The 22,439-nt window shown below is 39.7% G+C and carries 18 protein-coding genes; 3 read left to right on the top strand and 15 right to left on the bottom strand.

Features of this window, described 5'->3' with window-relative positions:
- Window positions 1–70: 70 nt before the first annotated feature.
- Together HMPREF0847_RS07020 and HMPREF0847_RS07015 are read right to left on the bottom strand one after the other, a co-directional pair.
- A complete protein-coding gene (locus tag HMPREF0847_RS07020) occupies window positions 71–2,029 on the bottom strand; it encodes a peptide ABC transporter substrate-binding protein (RefSeq protein WP_008809627.1) in 1,959 nt (652 codons plus the stop codon).
- Window positions 2,030–2,245: 216 nt separating this feature from the next.
- Complete coding sequence (locus HMPREF0847_RS07015) at window positions 2,246–4,207, bottom strand: peptide ABC transporter substrate-binding protein (RefSeq protein WP_008809628.1); 1,962 nt, start codon at window positions 4,205–4,207, stop codon at window positions 2,246–2,248.
- A 292-nt stretch (window positions 4,208–4,499) separates the two neighbouring features.
- On the opposite strand from HMPREF0847_RS07015, the gene pbp3 reads away from it, so the two are divergent.
- On the top strand, window positions 4,500–5,738 hold the full coding sequence (pbp3, locus tag HMPREF0847_RS07010) for a D-alanyl-D-alanine carboxypeptidase PBP3 (protein WP_008809629.1): 1,239 nt from the start codon (window positions 4,500–4,502) through the stop codon (window positions 5,736–5,738).
- Between the two features lie 407 nt (window positions 5,739–6,145).
- Here the strand turns inward: pbp3 and sufB are convergent, their stop codons facing one another.
- From sufB to HMPREF0847_RS06965, 9 genes are all read right to left on the bottom strand, one after another.
- Window positions 6,146–7,558 carry a Fe-S cluster assembly protein SufB gene (gene sufB, locus HMPREF0847_RS07005; protein WP_008809630.1) on the bottom strand — a complete coding sequence of 471 codons (1,413 nt, stop codon included), beginning with the start codon at window positions 7,556–7,558 and terminating at the stop codon, window positions 6,146–6,148.
- A 17-nt stretch (window positions 7,559–7,575) separates the two neighbouring features.
- Entirely contained in the window at window positions 7,576–8,013 is a 438-nt protein-coding gene (gene sufU / locus HMPREF0847_RS07000) for a Fe-S cluster assembly sulfur transfer protein SufU (RefSeq protein ID WP_008809631.1), read from the bottom strand.
- On the bottom strand, window positions 8,000–9,232 hold the full coding sequence (locus HMPREF0847_RS06995) for a cysteine desulfurase (protein ID WP_008809632.1): 1,233 nt from the start codon (window positions 9,230–9,232) through the stop codon (window positions 8,000–8,002). Before HMPREF0847_RS06995 ends, sufU begins: the two co-directional genes overlap by 14 nt.
- 39 nt (window positions 9,233–9,271) lie before the next feature.
- Entirely contained in the window at window positions 9,272–10,534 is a 1,263-nt protein-coding gene (sufD, locus tag HMPREF0847_RS06990; protein ID WP_020992753.1) for a Fe-S cluster assembly protein SufD, read from the bottom strand.
- 41 nt (window positions 10,535–10,575) lie between these two features.
- Window positions 10,576–11,346, bottom strand: coding sequence for a Fe-S cluster assembly ATPase SufC (gene sufC / locus HMPREF0847_RS06985; RefSeq protein ID WP_008809634.1), 771 nt, complete (start codon window positions 11,344–11,346; stop codon window positions 10,576–10,578).
- A gap of 86 nt (window positions 11,347–11,432) precedes the next feature.
- Window positions 11,433–12,599: a glycosyltransferase family 4 protein gene (locus HMPREF0847_RS06980; protein ID WP_008809635.1), complete on the bottom strand. Its 1,167-nt coding sequence runs from the start codon at window positions 12,597–12,599 to the stop codon at window positions 11,433–11,435.
- Entirely contained in the window at window positions 12,593–13,321 is a 729-nt protein-coding gene (gene mecA, locus HMPREF0847_RS06975) for an adaptor protein MecA (protein ID WP_008809636.1), read from the bottom strand. The genes HMPREF0847_RS06980 and mecA overlap by 7 nt, the downstream gene beginning before the upstream one ends.
- A 121-nt stretch (window positions 13,322–13,442) precedes the next feature.
- Window positions 13,443–14,291, bottom strand: coding sequence for an undecaprenyl-diphosphate phosphatase (locus HMPREF0847_RS06970; protein WP_008809637.1), 849 nt, complete (start codon window positions 14,289–14,291; stop codon window positions 13,443–13,445).
- An 88-nt stretch (window positions 14,292–14,379) separates the two neighbouring features.
- Window positions 14,380–16,371: a DUF2207 domain-containing protein gene (locus HMPREF0847_RS06965; RefSeq protein WP_020992752.1), complete on the bottom strand. Its 1,992-nt coding sequence runs from the start codon at window positions 16,369–16,371 to the stop codon at window positions 14,380–14,382.
- A 212-nt stretch (window positions 16,372–16,583) separates the two neighbouring features.
- On the opposite strand from HMPREF0847_RS06965, the gene HMPREF0847_RS06960 reads away from it, so the two are divergent.
- Together HMPREF0847_RS06960 and HMPREF0847_RS06955 are read left to right on the top strand one after the other, a co-directional pair.
- Window positions 16,584–18,149 (top strand): ABC transporter substrate-binding protein/permease, encoded by a 1,566-nt coding sequence (locus tag HMPREF0847_RS06960; RefSeq protein ID WP_008809639.1) that lies wholly within the window; start codon window positions 16,584–16,586, stop codon window positions 18,147–18,149.
- Entirely contained in the window at window positions 18,146–18,886 is a 741-nt protein-coding gene (locus HMPREF0847_RS06955; RefSeq protein WP_008809640.1) for an amino acid ABC transporter ATP-binding protein, read from the top strand. Before HMPREF0847_RS06960 ends, HMPREF0847_RS06955 begins: the two co-directional genes overlap by 4 nt.
- A gap of 281 nt (window positions 18,887–19,167) precedes the next feature.
- On the opposite strand, the gene HMPREF0847_RS06950 is transcribed toward HMPREF0847_RS06955, so the two are convergent.
- From HMPREF0847_RS06950 to HMPREF0847_RS06935, 4 genes are all read right to left on the bottom strand, one after another.
- Window positions 19,168–19,386: a capsule biosynthesis transcriptional regulator gene (locus HMPREF0847_RS06950; RefSeq protein ID WP_008809641.1), complete on the bottom strand. Its 219-nt coding sequence runs from the start codon at window positions 19,384–19,386 to the stop codon at window positions 19,168–19,170.
- A 115-nt stretch (window positions 19,387–19,501) separates the two neighbouring features.
- Complete coding sequence (locus tag HMPREF0847_RS06945) at window positions 19,502–20,389, bottom strand: SPFH domain-containing protein (RefSeq protein ID WP_008809642.1); 888 nt, start codon at window positions 20,387–20,389, stop codon at window positions 19,502–19,504.
- Between the two features lie 352 nt (window positions 20,390–20,741).
- Complete coding sequence (locus tag HMPREF0847_RS06940; RefSeq protein ID WP_008809643.1) at window positions 20,742–21,341, bottom strand: response regulator transcription factor; 600 nt, start codon at window positions 21,339–21,341, stop codon at window positions 20,742–20,744.
- A complete protein-coding gene (locus tag HMPREF0847_RS06935) occupies window positions 21,338–22,438 on the bottom strand; it encodes a sensor histidine kinase (RefSeq protein WP_008809644.1) in 1,101 nt (366 codons plus the stop codon). The genes HMPREF0847_RS06940 and HMPREF0847_RS06935 overlap by 4 nt, the downstream gene beginning before the upstream one ends.
- Between the last annotated feature and the right edge of the window lies 1 nt (window position 22,439).

The raw sequence follows: 22,439 nt of genomic DNA, 5'->3' as shown, positions 1-22,439 counted from the left end.
ACTTAAGACCTGATAATCTCAAGCTTACAAAAAACGAGAAAGCTATTTCGCCTCCTCGTTAGAGTTGTTTTTATTTTACATGTTTTTCTAACTCTTTTTGAGCTTTTTCATTAGATGATTCTTTTTCTTTCATCCAGGTTTTAAATGCCTTCTCATAATCCTTAGTTGTCAAAACATCCTCTTGAAGCTGCATGTATTTATAATTTGTAGCAGTCCCCTTGCTTCCAATCCAAGAGTAAGCTCTAGTAAATGGAACTGATTTTTGAACTAGCGGATTGGCACCGTTTGAGATGCTTGGAAGGGTCAATCCACTATCTGTCAACCAAGCTTGAGAATTTGCATATTTTTCATAACGCACGCTCGTATCAGACGTTTCCTTATTTGCATCGTCATTCAGAGCTTTATAATCATTTAATCCTAGAGCTGACACAACATCTTGATTTTGACCCGGTTCAATTCCAATCGCTTGTAGCAATCCACCATTTGTAGGATCAAAAACATCTAAATACGTAGAAGGATCTTGATAATCAGGAGTCCAACCACTGGTTGAAAGATCATAATCTTTTTGAGCAGCCGAGTTGGCGAAATAACCCGTATTATTAAAGTCATCTTCGGACATTTGCTGGAGATCAACTACTACATTATCTTTTCCTAGAGCTGACTCAACAGACTGCTTAAAGGAACTAGCTTGTTGAATTCCAGCCTTATCAGACTGACTCACTGGCAAATCTAGATGAATTGGGAAATTCACACCTTGAGCCTGCAGTGCTTCTTTAGCTTTTGCAAACTCTGTTTTAGCTTTTTCAGCATTATATAGACCGTCTTGGGCATCCTCTAACTTGACATCAGACCACTCTTGACCGTAGCTCGCTAGTTTTTCTTTCACGACATCTCCAAAATTCCGATCCCTAATCTGCACAAATGTCGGTGGTACTGCAAGATTGCGCAAGACCATTGATGCTCCGTCTTCGCCATTCGTTTGAGCTGCATAAGCTTTTCGGTCAAAAGCAAAACCGATTGCCTGACGGAAATCTTTGTTTAAAATAGCAGCCTTGGTATCTGATTTTTGCTTGTCATCTTTCTTAGAAGTATGGTTATAAGACTGACGATTTACATTAAAGACATAGAAAAATGAAGTTCCACCTTGTTGAGAATAAGTAATATTATCCGCATATTTCTTTTTAACAGAGGCATAGTTTGAACTATTTGGGAATACACGAGCCAGGGTATAAGCACCATCGCTAAAATTACGAACTAAGGATTCTTGATCGGATCCATCATAATAAGATAGTTTTACATCTTCAATGGGAACATTTTCTTTATCCCAATAATTTTCGTTTTTCTTATATTCAATAGAAGATTTTGCCGTTAAAGACTTCAAAATATAAGGACCATTGTACAAAATACTAGACGGTTTAGCTGAGCCAAAACTACTTCCTTGGGAAGCTAAGAAATCAGCATTTATTGGGAATAAAATACCACTAGTCGTCTTCGAATTCCAGTAACTTTCTGGTTTATTCAAAGTATACTGCACTGTATAATCATCCAGCGCTTTTACACCTACAGTTGAAAAGTCTTTAGTTTCTCCTTTGATATAAGCATCCAATCCTTTGATAGAATTTTGGACAAGATAAAGAGCTTCAGATTTGCCATCAGCTGCGTGCTTCAATCCTGTCACAAAATCTTGAGCTTTTACCTCAGCATACTCTTCGCCATCTGAGGTATACCACTTAGCATCTTTTCGAAGCTTGTAAGTATAGGTCAAACCATCCTTAGATACGGTCCAATCTTCAGCAAGAGAAGGAATCAAATTCCCATACTTATCATTTTCAAGCAAACCATCAATCAGATTTCCAGTCACATCTGAAGTGGTAGCACGATTAGCAACTACATAGTCCAAAGAATCTGGATCATTACTATATACATAAGAATACACCTTTGTATTAGATGCTGTTGAACTACAAGCAGCTAAAATCACAGAAGATAAAACTGCAAGTCCAACTCCAACAAATCTTTTTTTCTTATTCATGAAATACTCCTTTCAAAATAAGAGATATTCAAATCATCCATGAGAGGTTTTCTCTGAAATATCACTCTAGTTTTTTACCATTTTGTCCATTATACCCTATTTCCCTGAAAAAATAAATCGTTTTAAGTAAAAATTGACCATTTTTTCATTTTTTATGTCAGAAAACATTACATATGAGCAAAAAACTCTACATCACAAAGATGTAGAGCCTTAGGTCTATTTAACATGATCAGCCAATTCTTCTTGAGTTTTGGCATTTGATTTTTCTTTTTCTTTCTTCCATTTTTTCTCAGCGGCTTTGTAGTCTTTCGCCGTTACAATGTCATTTTGAACTTCTCTGTACTTAAAGACGTAAACATCACCTTTGATACCAACCAGAGAGTAAGGTTTTGTGAACGGAACTGCCTTCATAACAAGCGGACTACCACCGTTTGATTGAATCGGAATGACCAAAGAGCTATCTGTTAACCAAGCTTGAGCTGCTGCATATTTTGTATAGCGAGCAGTTGTATCTTGTTTTTCAGAATCTGCATCTTCATTTAATTTCTTAAATTCGTTCAAGCCCAGTTTGTCTGCTAAATCAGCATTTTGTCCTTTTTCCAAACCGATATTTTGGAGCATATCTCCTTTATCTGGATCAAAAATATTCAAATAAGTTGATGGATCTTGGAAGTCAGGACCCCAACCAGCAATGTTGATATCGTAGTCTTTTTGAGCCGCAGTCTCCGCAAAGTACGTTACATTATTTTTATTTTCTGTAGACATTTGCTGTACATCAATAACAACATTATCTTTACCAAGGGCTTCTTCAACTGATTGTTTAAATGAATTAGCCTGCTGTACCAAGAGGTTGTTTGTTTGTTCAACAGGAAGATCTAAGTGAATTGGGAATTCAACACCTTGTGCTTGGAGAGCTTCTTTTGCTTTGGCAAATTCTGCCTTAGCTTTCTCAACATTAAAGAGTCCATCCTGAGCATCGTCCAACTTAACACCCTTCCACTCATCACCATAGCTCACCAAATCTTTTTCAACTATGTCTCCGAAGTTCTTTTCACCAATCTGAACGAATGTTGGCGGTACTAAGCTATTTCTAAGTGAGCTAGTTGCTCCCTCTTGACCGTTTTGCTGAGCTCCATAAACTGTCCGATTGAAAGCGAAGTTGATAGCCTGACGGAAATCTTTATTTAAGAGAGCAGCTGTTGTAGATGTCTTTTGAGCATCTGTTGTCTTGGCTGTAAAATTGTAGGCTTTACGGTTGTAGTTAAAGGCGTAAAAGAATGATGTTGCATCTTGAGGAGAGTATACAATATTGTCTTTGTATTGTTTTTGCACTGAAGCATAACTTGAACTATTTGGATACAAACGAGCTTGTGTGTATGTACCATCTTTAAAGTTACGAACAAGCGCCTCTTGATCAGAACCATCAAAGTAAGTCAACTTGACGTCTGAAATTTTCACGTTGCCTTTATCCCAATAGTTGTCATTTTTTGTATATTCAATAGATGATTTAGATGTGAAGGACTTCAGGAAATATGGACCGTTATAGAGAATTCCTGAAGGTTTTACAGTACCGAAATCTTTACCAGATGATTTTAAAAATTCTTCGTTAATTGGGAAGAGAATACCCATTGTGGTTTTAGAATTCCAATAACTTTCTGGCTGATTGAGTGTATATTGGACTGTATAATCGTCAATTGCCTTAACTCCAACTGTTGAGAAATCCTTACTTTCACCTTTTACATAAGCATCCAAACCTTTGATAGAGTTTTGAACAATTGGAAGCGCATCTGAATTGCTGTCAGCCGCGTGCTTCAAACCAGTAACAAAGTCCTGCGCTTTGACTTCTGCATATTCTTCACCTTCAGAAGTATACCATTTAGCACCCTTCCGAAGCTTATATGTATAAGTCAAACCATCTTTCGATACTGTCCAATCTTCTGCCAGAGATGGCACAAGATTTCCGTATTTATCATTTTCTAATAGTCCATCCACTAAGTTTGCAATAACATCAGATGTAGTTGAACGATTAGTATTTGTATAATCCAAGGTATCTGGGTCTGTTAAATAGACATAAGAATAAGTCTTTGAAGCCCCTGAGTTAGAATTTCCACATGCTGCTAAGGTAAAAACAGAAGCAAGCGTTAGCCCTAAAACAGCTAATTTTTTCACTGGTTTCATTGTCGCATCTCCTTTTAATGTTATTTGTATTATTATACTCTATTATTTTATAAAAACAAGTATTTTTTAAAAAATTTTTAAGCATTATATTGTTTTTTGTTCCACAAGCGCCTACACATTCACTTTTGTTCGTCTTTTTGTTTAAAATAAAAATAATGTAAAAAGATCATTAAAAAAACGTTCATATTCACAAAGTATATTTATTCATAATGCTCATTTCACAAAGAATCCAAACCTCTACAACAGCTATTTTTATGGTACAATAGGATTATCCCTACTCAAAGGAAGAGATATGAAAAAAATTATAGTACTTTTATTTATTTGTTTATTTTGCAGCTTTTGTCCTCTTGTTTCCGCAGATGATTTTGATGTTGCCGCCAAAAATGCTATCGCTTTTGACTTAAATACTGGAAAAATTCTCTATGAAAAAGAAGCTACTAGCCCTGTACCAATTGGAAGTCTGACCAAACTTCTATCAGCTTATCTAGTCTATGACGCCATAAAAGCCGAAAAAATTACCATGGACAGCCAGGTAGAGATTTCCGAATATGCACTAAAGCTGACAACTAATTACGACATCAGCAACCTCCCTCTAGACAAAGGAAGCTACTCTGTAGAAGAATTGTTAGAAGCTTCTCTTATCGCTAATGCTAACAGCGCCACCATCGCCCTAGCTGAAAAAATTTCTGGAAGCGAAAAAAAGTTTGTCGATCTTATGAAAGCCAAACTAAAAGAATGGGGAATTTCTGATGCAAAAATTGTCAATTCAACTGGTTTAAACAACTCTCATCTCGGAGATAATATCTATCCTAATTCCAAAAAAGATGAAGAAAATCAGCTAAGCGCCTATGATATGGCCCTTATATCTTATCATCTCATTAAAGATTATCCGCAAGTTTTAAATATTACCGAAAAAACTAGCTTCAACTTTGACGGATTAGAAGTCAATAGTTCGAATTATATGTTAAAAGACATGCCTTCTTATCGCAAGGGGGTGGATGGATTAAAGATCGGAATTTCCGACCAAGGTGGCCTCTCCTTCATCGCTTCTGCTAATGAAAGAGATATGAGACTCATTACAGTCGTTTTAAATGTCGAAAATGCTGAAGAAGATATAAAAGCTCTTTTCCTAGCCACTGCTAGCGTCATGGACTATATCGCCAATAACTTCGTAGTAACTACATTAGCCGAAAAGGGTACCCCTTATGAAGACAGTCACATTTCAATCATCAACGGAAATGAAGATCAAATCAAGGCTATTGCATCAAACAATTTGAATATTATCCAGAGAATTGGGAGCGACCTAGAACCAAAAGTCACTTTCAAAAAAAATAAACAGGAGTTCAAAGCTCCTCTCGCAGCACATACACCAATCGGAACTTTAAGCTACAAAGACACTGATTTAATTGGAAAGGGCTACTTAAAAGAACAACCCAGCATTACAATGGAAACGGAAAAGGAAGTTGCGCAAGGCTTTTTCTTGAAAGTCTGGTGGAATAACTTTGTAGAATACGTTAATAAAAAATTATAGAAACATCAGGAAGGAAAACTTCCTGATGTTTTTTGAATAAAAAAATCAATTGAAGCGACGTTTTCACTTCTTATTTTATTCTAAACTGCAACTTAAACATCACCAAATCTTAAAGGGGACAAAGTAACTACTAGAACTTCTTAGTCGCTCAATCCACCACAAGACAGAGCCAGAAGAAATACATGAACAATTTCTATTAGCTTAATCGTTCATTCCCACCCTGCTGATTTTTAAAAGCACACACTTCATCCACACTAAAAAAGGCTGAGATAGTTTTATCTCAGCCTGGCTTTTTCATATTCAAAAGATTCTTTTACAAAAGGACCTTAATAGTCTTCTAAACCTAAGTTTGGAAACAAAGGAAATCATCTTTATTTTTAAAATAATCTACTTTTGTTCCACAGCTTTTATCCAACCGACCCTTCCATTTCGTAGCTAATCAAGCGGTTCAGCTCAACAGCATACTCCATAGGCAGTTCTTTAGTGAATGGCTCAACAAAGCCCATGACAATCATTTCTGTTGCTTCGGATTCGGACAAGCCACGGCTCATGAGATAGTAGAGTTGCTCCTCAGAAATCTTAGAAACCTTGGCCTCATGCTCCAGAGCCACCTGAGAGTTATGGATTTCATTAAAGGGAATGGTATCCGAAGCCGAAAGATCATCCATGATAATCGTATCACACTCGATATGGCTGACAGATTTCTTGGAATTTTTAGCAAAGGTTACTTGACCACGGTAGTCTACCTTACCTCCGCCCTTAGCAATAGATTTAGACACGATAGAGGAGCTGGTATGAGGTGCATTGTGGATCATCTTAGCACCTGTATCTTGGTGCTGATTGGTATTAGCAAAGGCAATGGAAAGCATTGTTCCACGCGCCCCAGGTCCATCCAGATAGACAGACGGATACTTCATAGTCGTTTTCGCACCGAGATTCCCGTCAATCCACTCAACTGTCGCATCTTTCATGGCCCGAGCCCGCTTGGTCACGAGGTTGTAGACATTATCTGACCAGTTTTGGATAGTTGTGTAGCGCATATAGGCACCATCTAGGGCAAAAATTTCGACAATTGCTGCATGCAAGCTATTGCTAGAATAAGTCGGAGCAGTACACCCTTCAACATAATGAACACTAGCACCCTCATCGACGATGATCAAAGTTCGCTCAAACTGACCAGAATTTTCATTGTTAATTCGGAAGTAGGTTTGTAGCGGAATATCCACTTTGACACCTTTTGGAACATAGATGAAGGTACCACCAGACCAGACAGCAGAATTGAGGGCTGCCAACTTATTGTCTGTCGGAGGGACCAGCTTAGCAAAATATTGCTTGAAGAGTTCTGGATATTCCTTGAGAGCTGAGTCGGTATCTGTAAAGACTATTCCTAACTTTTGGAACTCTTCCTTCATATTATGGTAAACCACTTCAGACTCATACTGGGCTGCCGCACCAGCCAGGTAGGCTCTCTCCGCTTCTGGGATCCCAATCTTCTCAAAGGTTTCCTTGATCTTCTCAGGCACTTCATCCCAGCTTCTAGCTGGCTTATCAGATGCCTTTTGGTAATAAATCAAGTCATCAAAATTAATTTCTGACAAATCCGGACCCCAAGTCTGCATCGGCATCTTCTTGAAAGCCTCGTAGGATTTGAGGCGGAAATCCAGCATCCATTCTGGTTCATCCTTGGCTGCAGAAAGCTCACGAATGACCGCTTCATTCAGCCCTTTTCCTGTTGAGAGGACAGGTTCGACATCATCATGGAAACCAAACTTGTACTCACCAAGATCAATCGGTTTTGGTTCTACTCTTTCTTCTGACATATTTTCCTTTCACATTCTTACTTTTTATCTTCTTCAATTGCTCGCTTGAGGGCATTCCAACCCAAGGTCGCACACTTAATCCGCTGCGGGAATTTGGCAACACCAGCTAAAAAGGCTCCATCACCCAATTCTTTCTGGCGACTGTCTTCCTGGCCCTGAACCATATGCGAGAAAACCTCTGCTAATTCCAGCGCCTGCTCTTTTGTCTTGCCCAGCACCGCATCCGTCATCATGCTGGCCGAAGCCGTTGAGATGGTACAGCCAGAATTCACAAAGGCAATATCTTCAATCTGATTTTCAGCATTAAACTTCACAGACAAGCTGATAACATCACCACAGGTTGGATTATTGAGGACTACCTGCTCTGCATCTTCCAGCTTACCATGATGATGGGGGTGAGCCGAGTGGTCCGTCACAACCGCCTTGTAAAGACTGTCTAACTTAGAAAGCGCCATTGAAAAACTCCTTTGTCTTTTCTAAAGCATCTACCAGCTTGTCACAATCTGCATAGGTATTGTAGATATAAAAGCTGGCCCGCACAGTCGCTGGCACCTGCAGATAGGTGAGTAGGGGCTGGGCACAATGGTGACCCGCCCGAACAGCCACTCCCTCATAGTCCAGAGCCGTTGCGACATCATGCGGATGGAGACCATCCAGGTTAAAGGCAATCACGCCTGAGCGCTGGGCCAAATCTTGAGAACCATAAATGGTCAAACCTTCCACTGCCTGCAGCTTAGGAAATACGTAGGCAATCAGGTCCTGCTCATGCTGGGCAATGGCATCCATACCCAAGTCTTCCAAATAATCAATAGCCGCCGCAAGACCGATTGCTCCTGCCATATTTGGAGTGCCGGCCTCAAACTTCCAAGGAAGCTCCTTCCATGTTGCTTCTTGCTCATAGACGAAATCAATCATTTCGCCGCCGAACTCAACTGGCGACATCTGCTCTAGCAATTCTTCCTTGCCATAGAGAACGCCGATACCCGTCGGACCTGCCATCTTATGCCCTGAAAAGGCGAAAAAGTCCGCATCCAAATCCTGCACATCAATCTTCATGTGCGGAATGGATTGAGCCCCATCTACCACCAAAAGCGCTCCTTGCTGATGAACCAACTGGGCAATCTCCTTGATGGGATTGATAACCCCAAGGACGTTAGAAGCATGAGCCAGAGAGACAAACTTTGTCCGCTCATTGAGCTTGGCACGGAAATCATCCATATCCAGCGCACCATCCTTGAGATAGACATAGACCAACTTGGCTCCGGTCTTCCTACAAGCTTCCTGCCAGGGAATGACATTGGAATGGTGCTCCATGATAGAAATCATCACTTCATCACCAGGCTGCAGCCTTTCAGCCGCAAACTGAGCCACCCAGTTAAGCCCCGTCGTGGTTCCTCTTGTAAAGAGGACTTCTCTGCTAGAAGCTGCATTGATAAAAGAACGAACTCTTTCCCTGGCCGCTTCATAAGCTGCCGTCGCCCGCTCGGCTAGCGTATGCACACCGCGGTGGACGTTGGCATTGTCTCTAAGATAATAGTCTTCGATAGCTGCTAGCACCCGCGTGGGTTTCTGGGTTGTCGCCGCATTGTCCAAATAAACCAAAGGCTCATCATTGACAATTTGGTCCAAAATGGGAAAATCTTGCTTGATTGCTTCTGCATTAAATCCAGACATAAAGACTCCTATCTACTACACGGGCCAAGGCCCAGCTTTTTATCTTTTTGCGAGAATAATATCGATATTTTCAATCATTTCATCACGAACTTCCTTAACAGGGATTTCCACAATCACTGAGCCTAAGAAACCACGTACGACCAAGCGCTCTGCCGTTGCCTTATCAAGACCCCGACTCATGAGATAGTACATATCTTCTGGATCCACCTGGCCGATAGAAGCTGCGTGACCAGCCGTCACATCATTCTCATCAATCAAGAGAATTGGATTAGCATCTGATCGTGCTTGGTCAGACAGCATGAGAACCCGGCTTTCCTGCTGGGCGTCTGCTCCCTTAGCGCCTTTGATAATATGGCCGATACCATTGAAGGTCAAAGTCCCTTTTTCCAGGATAACCCCGTGCTGCAGGATATTTCCGATAGAGTTGCAGCCATAGTTAGTTACGCGGGTATCAATCCCTTGAACCTGCTTACCACTTGAGAGAGCCACCACCTTCATATCCGCATGACTACCCTTGCCATAGAGGTCACTATCAAAGTCCGCTACGACATTGCCTTCGTTCATAACACCGATAGCCCAGTCAATCATAGCGTCGTTGTCCAGCTTACCACGGCGGCTGATATAGGCTGTGACGTTTTGGCCCAAGCGGTCAATCGCTGAAAACTTAATCTGAGCTCCAGCCTGAGCAATGACTTCTACTGTGATATTAGCTGTCGCTGGAACAGCTCCTTCACCATAAGTCTCCAAGCGTTCCAAGTAGTTAACCTTAGAATGCTTGCCTGCGATAATCAAAATATGCTTGTTAAAAGGAACATCGCTTTCGCTGTCCTGATAAAAAATTCCTTCAATCGGCTGGTCAATCTCAACATTGTCAGGTACATAAAGAACTGCGCCGCTGTTGAAATAAGCCGTATGGTAAGCAGCCAATTTATCCTCGTCATACTTAACCGCAGACATAAAATGCTTCTCTACCAGCTCTGGAATCTCTTCTAAGGCCGTGTGAAAATCTGTAAAAACAACCCCTTGCTCTGCCAAGTCAGCTGGCAATTGCTCAAGGACTGTTTGAGTCCCCATTTGGATAAACTTGAGATTGTCCCCAAGAGACGTGAAATCTGGCACACTGGTCAAAGGCTCGCTGTCAGAAATCCGTCCGTCGCCCAGATTCCAACGATGGAATTTAACCCGCTCAATAATGGGCAAATCCAGTTGATCAATCTTGACAAAAGCCTTCTGACGGAGACTAGCCAACCATTCCGGCTCAGCGTGCAACTGTGAAAATTCTTGAATTAATTCTTTAGTCATGTCATTCTCCTATCTTTTATCAAAGTCAAAAGAGTGTTTGACTAAACTTCTTCCTTGTAGTTGAAGCCCAATTCTTCAGCCAACTTAGCATAACCTTCTTTTTCCAAGCGTACTGCCAATTCAGGACCGCCAGAAAGAACAACCTTACCTTCCATCATAACATGAACTTTATCTGGAGTAATGTAGTTAAGCAAACGTTGGTAGTGGGTAATAATCATAGCACCAAATCCTTCACCGCGCATGGCATTAACCCCTTTAGACACAACCTTAAGAGCATCAATATCCAGACCAGAGTCAATCTCATCCAAGAGCGCAAAAGTTGGCTCTAACATAAGTAACTGTAGGATTTCATTGCGTTTCTTTTCTCCACCAGAGAATCCTTCATTAAGGTAGCGCTCAGCCATTTCTTCTTTCATGTTGAGCAGTTCCATCTTTTCATCCAACTTCATGATAAAGTCGCGAACAGAGATTTTTTCTTCGTCTTCTTTGCCAGCATTCATAGCTGCACGGAGAAACTCGGCATTAGTAATACCTGGAATTTCACTAGGGTACTGCATTGCAAGAAAGAGCCCCATACGAGCACGCTCGTCTACTTCCAATTCTAAAATGTTAACTCCGTCAAAGAGGATTTCTCCTTGGGTAACTTCGTAATTGGGATTCCCCATAATAGCAGCAGAAAGAGTGGATTTACCTGTACCATTTGGTCCCATAATAGCAGCCACTTCTCCTGTTTTCAAGGTAAGGTTAACCCCCTTGAGAATTTCTTTTCCTTCAATTTCAACATGAAGATCTTTGATTTCTAATACAGACATTGCGTCCTTTCCTTTCTTTATCGTATTCCACTCATTAGTATAGCAAAAAAAAGCCCAAAAGGCTTTTATTTTGATTAGAATTGTTCTTATTTATGTTCTTTATTCTTCCAACGTCGACGCACTTCTTCTCTATAAGAAGAGTTTCCAATATACCGCATAATCTTTAAAAGCGGTGTACGGTTTGGTCCTAAAATTTCAATCAATTCTGCTAACAACTCTACTCCAAAAAGCAAACCAATAACTAGAAGTACTCCACCAACTCGACTTGAAATATTGAGTAATAGAGAGATTGTAGCAAAAATCAACGAAATCCCATAAATCACCAAAACCGTTCCTCTATGAGTCAAGCCTAAAGAAAGCAAACGGTGATGCAAGTGATTGCGGTCAGGCTGATAGAATTTTTGACCAGATAAAGTCCGGCGGACAATCGCCAAGAAAGTATCCGCAATCGGCACACCTAAAATAATCATAGGCGTCACCACAGCAACAGCCGTTGCATTTTTCAAACCTTGCAAAGACAGAACCGAAATCATAAACCCAATAAAAAGGGCTCCAGTATCTCCACCATATATAATTGCTGGATGGTAATTATAAGGGAAGAAGCCTGCAATCGAAGCTACTAAGACAAAAATTGTCAGGGTTAAGAATAAGTTATGGTCAGGCAGGAAGAAATAAGATACAACTCCCATTGTCAGCAAGGAGATTATTGATACACCGCTAACCAAACCATCTAACCCATCCATAAGATTCACCGCATTTGTAATAGATACAATCCAAATCAAGGTTAAAATAAAGGATAACCAAGGAGGGAAAAAGAGATGAGGACCACCGAAAGGAATTTTAAAGTCATTTAAGCGAAAATCCGTCAAGAGCCAAATCAAAGAAGCAGCAACAACAATTCCAAGCAACTTAGGCAAAGGAGATAACTCTTTTACATCGTCAATCAGACCTGTTAAGGCTACCACTCCACCTCCTAGGACAACTGGCCAAATATAATCGAAATAAGTTTCTCCACGAAAAGTCACCTGCACAATGGTTGGCATCATGATTAAACTTGTGATAGAAAAAGCTATAACGACCGCTAGGCCACCTGCACTAGGCATAGGCTTTTTATTAATTCGTCGGGCATTAGGATAGTCAACTGCATCAATTTTAAAGGCCAAAATACGAACCAAAGGCGTCAACAAGATACCGATAAAAAAGGTGCCCAGCAAGACCATAATAAATTTCAAAGGAAATGTAACCATCAGCAGTTTACCTTTTGAAGATGTTGCACAGCATCTGTTACAATCAACAAGTGACCATGCTCTTGAAGAAGGGCTCTCGTCGTGTCTGTGTCCTCAGCATGTTCACGCATTGCTGCCAGAAGCCAGGCAGGATAACGACTCGGACGACCTTCAATATCCACTAGAATAGTCAAATAATAGTGCTGATCCATCTTGTATAGCTCTGATGTATCAACTGGATAGTGGATAGTCTTGGTGAAAGCGATCAGATTTTTCAAGTCAGAAAAACGCAAGATATAATAAATATAGCGATCTTGTTCTTGCCCTTCCTCTGGCTCAGATGCATCTTCCTCTTCTGCTTTTTCCAGCATTTGAACAGCATCTATATCTTCACGGCTTTTTTCAAAGATATTTTTTTCAAGCGTCTTTAGAAATTCATCCGGAGTCATTTGAGACAGTTCGTCCATATCAGGCAAGTCAGCCAAATCTTCAAAATTCAAATTTTTATCTACTTTAGATTTTGTGACAAAAACATCTAATTTGTCTGGCTTTGGAGTCACCCGAAAACTCAACATTCCACTATCTAGAAAACTTTCTGGCATTTCAAGTTCATCTAAAATGGTATAGAAAAATTCCTCCGTCTTTTCCTGAGGAACAAGAAAATCTGCCATCTCCATGCCGTGTTCTTCTAGATCTTCTAATTTGATGGTGATCTTAATTGTTGATTCACTAATTTGCTTCACTTCCATTGTTCTACCTCGTACATACTAGTCCTTCCATTATACTAAATTCCCCTATGTTTTTCAAAGGTTAAAGTCAGTCTTCTTCTTGATTTCAAAAGAAAAGAGCTGGTATCCCAACTCTTTCAGTTTATTTTGCAAATAGGGCCTTAAAAACCCAATAAACAAGCAATAAAGTGCCTAGGCCAATCCGATATTTACCAAACACGGTAAAATCATGTTTTTTAACATAATCTGTCAAGAATCGAATGACATACATACTTACCCCAAAGGCCACAATCATAGCCACCAGCAAGAGAGTCAATTGACCCAAATCAAGACTATTTCCTTTTAGGATAAACTTCAGAACCTTAATACCACTAGCCCCAAACATAACTGGGATTCCTAAGAAAAAGGTAAATTCTGTCACAACAGAACGACTAGTTCCATTTAAAAGACCACCAACAATAGTTGCTCCTGACCGACTAGTCCCTGGAAAGAGGGACAAAACTTGGAAGAAACCTATGTAGAGAGCTGTTTTGTAAGGAAGCTTCTCTATATTCGTCACAGTTGGCTCTACTTCCTGATTACGTCGTTCTATAAGAATGAAGGCAATCCCATAAATAATCAGCATAATTGCTACAGAAACAAAATTATGGAAATTCTTTTCAAACCAGTTATCAAGTGGAATTCCTATTATAACTGCTGGCAAGGAAGCCACTACTACTTTAGCCCAGAGTTGCCATGTTTTCTGAACTTGGCGGGGGGTTTTATCCGGTTTAAAAGGATTGAGCTTATCAAAATAAATGAAGACAACAGCTAAGATAGCCCCCAGCTGGATAACCACGTTGAACATTTCCATAAAAGCAGCATTTTGCTTTTGGTAATGAATAAACTCTTGAACCAGAATCAGGTGTCCAGTACTAGAAATGGGCAACCATTCTGTAATCCCTTCGATAATTCCAAAAATAACGGACTTTATAATCTCAATGAAGAACATCTTTTCTCCTAAATTTACTTTTATACTTTAAAAATTATAAAAAACATCGATAAAAAATTCAATTAAAAACTGTGTCACTGGGGAATTTCTAGAAGGAGCCTCCGCCCCCTCCGCCTCCTCCACCAGAGAAGCCACCACCATCAAAACCGCCTGAATCACTTCCACTTGATATGGAGAAAGTACTTGCTGAACTGGCGGTTTGAACATAGGAATTTAGCAGGTCAACACCACCCGCAAAATGAAGACTTTGATCCGTCAAAACAAATCTTTCTAGCTCTTCATTTTCTAGATGAATATCTTGGACTTTCATCACCTTGCTGACTCGTTTTGCATAACCAAAAAGAGTAGCGTAGACCAACAGACGATTCCAAAGGATCACACCCTCAACTTCTGTTTTATCAAATTTAGCAATATCGCGAAGCATATTGGCAAAACTCCGCCACTCCACCACTTCATCAATGTAATCCTCATTCAGGAGATTATCGCTACGTTTGGTCACAAAAGCATTCAAAGGAATTCCAATAATCAAGACCAGCAAAAATCCCAAAGAATATTGCCAAAAGAACTCCCTAAATAGGAAACCAAATCCAATTAAAGAAAACATTAGTAGCAGAAAAACCAAGAGATAGAGCAAGCAACCACGATTCCTCATTTTTTCTTCTTCCTTGTTTAGACTACGAAAATGCGGATGCAAGCCCAGTCTTTGTTCTTCTTCTTTTATATCATTTGATAATTTGCGTAAATCTTTGATAAAACGATATCTTTTATCGCTCCCTTCCTTACGAACCTCAGCCTCGTCGTCCTTATCCTTAACTCCTTTGAGAATTTTTTTGTCAATCTGATAGGCAGAAAACATCGTGTCTGGTTCAACGGAGCTCTCATCACCGAATACCATCTCCACAAAAGTCAACTCAAAACCTGCCATCCCTTCATAATGCACAATCTCTAAGCGATGAGATTGTCCCTCTGTCACATATTTGAGATTTCCTCTATCTACCAGATCAAGTAAGGTCGCCTGAATTAAGTTAGAAAATAATAGACGCCCCTTTTTGCCTTGTACAGGCCCTACCTTTTCGATATCTACATCATAGATATTTAGAGCTACTAGCATGGGTGGAAGATCTTGTGGAACTTCATAAAGTCGAGCCTGATCCGAAAAGCTTGTTTTTTGACGAGTCGTCTTAAAATACCGGATTAAATAGTATATAGAAACTACAAAAATGACCACAATAGCCACTGGAAGTATCCTATAAATCAAATTCTGATAAAAGGCTGTTTTGCGAACAATATCCTGCTCCTGTTTTTCAAAACCAGCCCGTCGATTTGTAATACCACCGTCATTGGTTAATGATTGACTAAAAAGCGACCGATCCCAGATACCATGAAGTTCAAAATGGTGTTTAGCTCCTAAAGAATCCAAAGTTACTTCAAAACCATTTTCAATTCTCTTTACTTCTGGATCTTTTTTGAAAAAACCAGTATGAGCAACCAAGCGAGCACTAGAATCCGGCTGAGAGGTGACCACAAATGAGACATGATCCATCCCAACCTCCCAGTCAGAAATTGGAATCCAATTTAACTCAGCTACATCCGGATACAGAAAAAGAAGGTTTTTTAATTGCCAAGTAATTTTGATTTTAACTCGGTCCCCACTATTTCCAGAATTATATATCTTGAGCTTTTTCCCGTCTTCAATCGGTACTTCCTCAATACTTTGCGGTTCCTTAGTTTTGCCATTCGTCTCAATTTCTACCACAGGGTTAGATTCTATTTCAAAATTCGAGGGCACCTTTCCCGCCTGCCCTAGGGTAATGTATTGACCGTTGTAGGGATCATCATAGACATAGGTCACTTCTTCGATAAAAGTTGCTGTATTGTCTTGATGGACTTCCAATCTCCCATTGTATTGTTCAATTCGACTGTCAATTTCAGCCGCCTTACCCCTAAAAGGTATCAGTAAAGTCACCAAAAACAAGATGGATATAATGAATAGTAATCTTTTTTTCACGTATATTCTCCATTCTATTCCTTCAACATCATCACTAGCACTTCCCTCGGAAGCATCTTTATATACTGCCAATTCCACTTATCCTCATGCACATTCAGGAATTATTATCGAAAAGAAGCTAGGAGGTCAGCTATCCTACTATTCAATTAGCATCAATTCCTCGGCTTCATTTTCATCTCATTATATCATTTTTTTCTTATAGAGACTTTCTAAGATTGAAAAGAAGGACATTTTCTTGTACAATAGAAAGAACTTACTTTTTAACATGATAGATAGGAGAACCCATGAAAAAGATATTTTTTAGCATCTTATCTTTGATTCTGCTGACTTTTGGCGCCAGCCAGATTGTTCAGGCGGATGAATACCTTCGAATTGGAATGGAGGCTGCCTATGCCCCCTTTAACTGGACCCAAGACGATGATTCAAACGGCGCTGTCAAAATAGATGGCACCAACCAATATGCCAATGGCTACGATGTTCAAGTGGCAAAAAAAATCGCAAAAGAACTTGGGAAAAAGCCCCTCATTGTTAAAACATCTTGGAATGGATTAATTCCCGCTTTGACCTCCGGAAAGATCGATATGATTATTGCAGGTATGAGCCCAACTGAAGAGAGAAAGAAAGAAATTGCCTTCTCTAACAGTTACTATACCAGCGAACCAGTTGTTCTTGTCCAAAAAAATGGAGCGTATGCCCAAGCCAAAACACTGGATGATTTTAAGGGAGCTAAAATCACCTCCCAACAAGGAGTTTACCTCTACAATCTGATTTCGCAACTCAAGGGAGCTAAACAAGAAACTGCAATGGGGGATTTTGCTCAAATGCGCCAAGCCCTCGAATCTGGAGTGATAGATGGCTACATCTCTGAACGTCCAGAAGCTTTGACAGCAGAAGCAGCCAATTCATCCTTTAAGATGATTCAATTCAAAAAAGGCTTCGAGGTTGGAAAAGAAGATGCTTCCATCGCAATTGGGATGCAAAAAGATGATCAACGAATGGCAAAAGTCAATGAAGCGATCTCTAAAATTAGCTCTCAAGACCAAGTGAAGTTAATGGATGAGATGATCAAGAAACAGCCTGTAGAAAAAACACCTGCCAAAGAAAAACAAAACTTTTTAAAAGAAGTCACAAAGATTTGGCAAGAAAATTGGCCTCAATTTCTTAGAGGCGCGGGCTTAACTTTACTCATCTCTATCACAGGAACCATCACAGGTTTATTGATTGGACTTCTAATTGGAGTTTTCCGTACGGCCCCAACATCAAAAAATAAAGCTCTTGCAATTTTACAAAAACTATTTGGCTGGTTCCTAAACGTCTACATCGAAATCTTCCGTGGTACACCAATGATTGTTCAATCCATGGTCATCTACTACGGTTCTGCCCAAGCCTTTGGCATTTCAATCGACAGAACAATCGCCGCTATCTTTATTGTTTCCATCAATACTGGTGCATACATGAGCGAGATCGTACGTGGAGGAATTTTCGCTGTTGATAAAGGTCAATTTGAAGCCGCTACTGCTCTTGGCATGACTCACGGACAAACCATGAGAAAAATCGTCCTACCACAGGTCATTCGCAACATTCTCCCGGCTACAGGGAATGAATTTGTCATCAATATTAAAGACACTTCCGTACTGAATGTTATTTCTGTAGTAGAGCTCTACTTCTCTGGAAATACCATAGCGACTCAAACCTACAAGTATTTCCAAACCTTCACCATCATCGCCGTTATATACTTTGTTCTGACATTTACTATAACCCGAATCCTTCGTTACGTTGAGCATCGTTTTGATACTGATAGCTACACCACCGGAGCCAATCAAATGCAGACGGGAGAATTGAAACCATGACAGAAACAATTTTAGAAATCAAACACTTGAAAAAATCCTACGGTGAAAATCAAGTCCTAAAAGACATTTCACTCACCGTACGCAAAGGGGAAGTTATTTCCATTATTGGAAGCTCCGGAAGCGGGAAATCAACCTTCCTTCGCTCTATCAACCTACTTGAAATACCTAGCGCTGGAGAAATCATTTACAAAGGTCAAAATGTCCTTGAACCAAATTATGATTTAACGCACTATCGTGAAAAATTAGGAATGGTTTTCCAATCTTTCAATCTATTTGAAAATCTAAATGTCTTAGAAAATACAATCGTTGCCCAAACAACTGTCCTCAAACGCGAACGATCTGAAGCAGAGAAGATTGCTAAAGAAAATCTCGAAAAAGTAGGCATGGGTGAACAATACTGGCAAGCTAAACCCAAACAATTGTCAGGTGGTCAAAAGCAGCGTGTCGCTATCGCTCGCGCCTTATCCATGAATCCAGATGCGATTCTCTTTGATGAACCGACCTCTGCCTTGGACCCTGAAATGGTTGGAGAAGTCTTAAAGATTATGAAAGAATTGGCTCAAGAAGGCCTAACCATGATCGTAGTTACCCATGAAATGGAATTTGCTCGAGATGTCTCGCATCGAGTTATCTTTATGGACAAAGGAGTCATTGCTGAAGAAGGTAAGCCTGAAATTATCTTTACACAGCCAAAGGAAGAACGTACAAAAGAATTCCTTCAACGCTATCTTAAATAATCTTAACAAATACTTGTTGAGTACTAACTGACTGACCAACTAAAAAACACAGAATGGCGAATATTCATTCTGTGTTTTTATTCATTTTTAAATCAAACTATTTAACTTTCAAATAACTTGCATTTTGAATATCTAATTTAAAGACAAAGCCATTCATTTTTAGACTTATTGGATAATTTCTCCAAACTTTTATCTACAAACGAACACGTAACCTTAAAAACAGTTGAAGAAAAATGTTTGTTATTGTGTAAATAAACAAAGGAGTAGGACAAACCTACTCCTTATTTATCTTCATACTTATCGTGGTTTTTATCATAAAAGTCAATCAAACTAAGAGCTGTTTCAAATGAGATATTTTTAACTTGAGCACGACCTTGAGCTAGGGCAATAATAGACATTTCGCGGGCTGTTGTCTCTTTACTGATACGGTAACCTGTTAATTTTTTTTCACGAACCCAGCCTACGACTGCTTCTACTTTTTCAAAACTTGTTTTTGCCATTTCGTTCTCCTATCTAATTATTATCGATATTTAATTCTAAAGCTTTTTAGTTGATTTGTCAATAAGAACAAGATAGTAAACGGAAATTAAATATTTCAGAATATTCTGAGAACTTTTACTTAGCTTTTAAGGCAGATAAAATTTGAGTCCTAATACTCTCAACTCCATCAGGATTTGCTGGCAGGAAGATTGTATTATTTCCCTGTTTATCTGCAAAATTATTCAGTGTATCAAGGTATTGGTTGGTCAACAAAATAGACATAATCTGTTCTTCCGTCAACTCTACATTAGCACCCTTCAACTCTTTAATAGAATCTGCCAAACCATCAACAATAGCCTTCCGTTGCTCAGCTATACCAACCCCGTGTAGACGATCTTTTTCAGCTTCAGCCTCAGCAGCAGTAACGATTTTGATCTTGTCTGCTTCAGCCAATTCTTGAGCAGCGACACGCTTTCTTTGAGCAGCATTGATTTCATTCATGGACTGCTTAACTTCTGCATCTGGTTCAACTTTTGTAATCAATGTTTTAACGATGATGTATCCATAAGTAGACATTTCTTCAGCCACTTGTTTTTGAACTTCAAGTGCGATTTCATCTTTCTTTTCAAAGAGCTCATCGAGGGTCAATTTAGGAACAGAAGAACGCAAAGCGTCTTCAATATATGACTTAATTTGTGACTCAGGACGCATCAGCTTGTAATAGGCATCTGTAACATTATTTTCATTTACTCGATACTGTGTCGCAACATTCATCGTAACAAATACATTATCTTGCGTTTTTGTTTCAACGACGATATCACTTTGTAACAAACGTAATTGAACACGCGCTGCAATTTTATCAATTCCAAAAGGAATACGGAAGTTCATACCACTTGAACTTGTCTTTTGGTAGCGACCAAAGCGTTCAATAATGGCAACGGATTGTTGTCTAACAACATAAATGGAACTTATTAGCAATAAAATAGCTAAAAAGATGACAACTAATAGAATAACAATTCCCATAATGTGCTTCTCCTTTTTGATCCAAAGGGATTTAAACTGTCCTGAAACGGCTTAAACTCTACCTTTTAAATCATGTTTTTATAGAATGTATTATAGCATAAGGCAAAAACGAGAGCAAAGAAAAATCAACAAAAAAGAAAAATATTTCAAACTTATTTGGAAGCTCTCTTCCTTTTTATAACTAAAGAGAAAAGACTTTTTTCTTCAACAAAAAATCCTGTCAGCTATTCTCTGAACTTACAGGATTAGAGGATTTAACCTATTTACTTATATATATATATGTGTGTATGTATATAACAGGGTTCAATTTCAAAAGGCTATTCATCTGACACCTTCTTTTTTAACCGAGTTCTTATAACCAACCTTTCTCTTGCCCGATTCGGACTGCTTCGGTTCGATTCTCAGCATCAAGTTTGGTCAAAATAGCTGACATGTAGTTACGAACCGTTCCATTTGAGAGGAAGAGTTTTTCAGCAATTTCTTTATTGGACAGGCCAGTCGCTGCAGCTTGTAGGACTAGCCTCTCCTGCTGGGAGAGAGGGTTCCTACTAGTCATTAACACCTCCATCAATTCCGGCGAATATTCCTTCTGTCCATCTAGAACAGTGTGAATAGTCTTCATCAAATCCGCAATACTACGCTCTTTGAGCACGTAAGCATCCACATCTGCCTTAACAGCTCGCTCAAAGTAGCCCGGTCGCTTAAAGGTTGTGACGATGATGACTTTGATATTTGGTCGATTTTCCTTGACCCATTCGAGAACATCTAGTCCAGTTTTGTTTGGCATTTCCACATCCAAAATCGCTACATCAAGAGTTTCTGATTTGAGGCAGTCAATAGCCTTCTGCCCATCCTCTGCTTGATAGACTTCTTCAACATCTGGCTGTAGCTGTAAAAGCTGAGCTAGAGCATCCCTCAGCATACTTTGATCTTCTGCTAACAAAAGTTTCATGCTTCCTTCCCTCCGTATGGTAATTCTATTCGAACTTGTGTCGGGTTCTTACCGCTAAGGATCTCGAGCCTTCCTGACATCGTAACTAATCGTTCTCGAATACTATGTAACTCTTGACCAGTTAGCTTTTGAAAACCACAGCCATCATCCTGAATATCTAAAACAATTTTGTCGTCTTTCTTCACTAAAGAAAACCAGCTCTTTTTAGCTTGGGCATGCTTAATGATATTGGTCGCCGCCTCCAGTAAGATCATACTAATCGTTGACTGCTGACTCGGTGGGATACTGGCGACATTGAGCTGGTTATCTATTTCTACCTGAATACCGCTCATCTCAAGCATAGCTCGAATGGTTACTAATTCTTCATCCAGAGTTCGCTCCTTTAGATTATTTATAATCCGTCGAACATCAGCCATAGACTTCTTACTAATCTCTTGTACTTCCTGCAGTTCTTTTTCTGCCTTGTCATAGGCTTTCATCTGCAAAAACTGCTGAGCTAGCTCCGCCTTAACACTGAGCATGGCAAAGGTATGCCCTAGACTATCATGTAAGTCTCGACCAATCCGATTGCGCTCATTTTCTGCCAGGAAAAGATTCAGTTGGGCATTTTGCTTGACCTTTTCTTCCTTGATTCGCTCCGTCATCTGAATCCGATGGAGACCAAAGGTCAAACCATCCGAAAAGAGAAAGGTTACAACAAAGAAAAGCAACTCCGCTGGACCAACATGACCCATCAAGTAATTAGTCATCACAATAATGGGCTGCAAGGCGATAAAGGTCAGAAAGCGCCAGGATTTAAAAGAAATATCATCCAGTTCGTAGATAAGCAGATTAGATAGATAAAAAATATACCAGGTAAAACCTGTATTTAGCCAGACAGAACCATAATATATGTAAGCAACTAAGAGCCACCAAGAAAAAAACTGGATAAGGCGATGGTTGCTCAACAAGACCGCATAGTAAGCAGCAACAAAAATAGCTGTCCACAGCAAGAGGAAAAGCGGGTATTCCCCGCTAATCGCTCCCGCCACCGGAAAGATGATAAAAACCAGCGCAATATGAAACATATAGTGGACTTGTTTAATTTTTTCCCACATG

It is taken from the genome of Streptococcus sp. 2_1_36FAA, assembly GCF_000161955.2.
In the GTDB taxonomy this organism is placed as follows: domain Bacteria; phylum Bacillota; class Bacilli; order Lactobacillales; family Streptococcaceae; genus Streptococcus; species Streptococcus gordonii.
The sequence above is the reverse complement of the archived record's forward strand: the minus strand, read 5'-3'. Positions and strand labels throughout refer to the sequence as shown.

Bases quoted from the DNA above. Each gene is read 5' to 3' on its own strand.
- HMPREF0847_RS07020 (WP_008809627.1), bottom strand. From the start codon at position 2,029: ATGAATAAGAAAAAAAGATTTGTTGGAGTTGGACTTGCAGTTTTATCT.
- HMPREF0847_RS07015 (WP_008809628.1), bottom strand. From the start codon at position 4,207: ATGAAACCAGTGAAAAAATTAGCTGTTTTAGGGCTAACGCTTGCTTCT.
- pbp3 (WP_008809629.1), top strand. From the start codon at position 4,500: ATGAAAAAAATTATAGTACTTTTATTTATTTGTTTATTTTGCAGCTTT.
- sufB (WP_008809630.1), bottom strand. From the start codon at position 7,558: ATGTCAGAAGAAAGAGTAGAACCAAAACCGATTGATCTTGGTGAGTAC.
- sufU (WP_008809631.1), bottom strand. From the start codon at position 8,013: ATGGCGCTTTCTAAGTTAGACAGTCTTTACAAGGCGGTTGTGACGGAC.
- HMPREF0847_RS06995 (WP_008809632.1), bottom strand. From the start codon at position 9,232: ATGTCTGGATTTAATGCAGAAGCAATCAAGCAAGATTTTCCCATTTTG.
- sufD (WP_020992753.1), bottom strand. From the start codon at position 10,534: ATGACTAAAGAATTAATTCAAGAATTTTCACAGTTGCACGCTGAGCCG.
- sufC (WP_008809634.1), bottom strand. From the start codon at position 11,346: ATGTCTGTATTAGAAATCAAAGATCTTCATGTTGAAATTGAAGGAAAA.
- mecA (WP_008809636.1), bottom strand. From the start codon at position 13,321: ATGGAAGTGAAGCAAATTAGTGAATCAACAATTAAGATCACCATCAAA.
- HMPREF0847_RS06970 (WP_008809637.1), bottom strand. From the start codon at position 14,291: ATGTTCTTCATTGAGATTATAAAGTCCGTTATTTTTGGAATTATCGAA.
- HMPREF0847_RS06960 (WP_008809639.1), top strand. From the start codon at position 16,584: ATGAAAAAGATATTTTTTAGCATCTTATCTTTGATTCTGCTGACTTTT.
- HMPREF0847_RS06955 (WP_008809640.1), top strand. From the start codon at position 18,146: ATGACAGAAACAATTTTAGAAATCAAACACTTGAAAAAATCCTACGGT.
- HMPREF0847_RS06950 (WP_008809641.1), bottom strand. From the start codon at position 19,386: ATGGCAAAAACAAGTTTTGAAAAAGTAGAAGCAGTCGTAGGCTGGGTT.
- HMPREF0847_RS06945 (WP_008809642.1), bottom strand. From the start codon at position 20,389: ATGGGAATTGTTATTCTATTAGTTGTCATCTTTTTAGCTATTTTATTG.
- HMPREF0847_RS06940 (WP_008809643.1), bottom strand. From the start codon at position 21,341: ATGAAACTTTTGTTAGCAGAAGATCAAAGTATGCTGAGGGATGCTCTA.
- HMPREF0847_RS06935 (WP_008809644.1), bottom strand. From the start codon at position 22,438: ATGTGGGAAAAAATTAAACAAGTCCACTATATGTTTCATATTGCGCTG.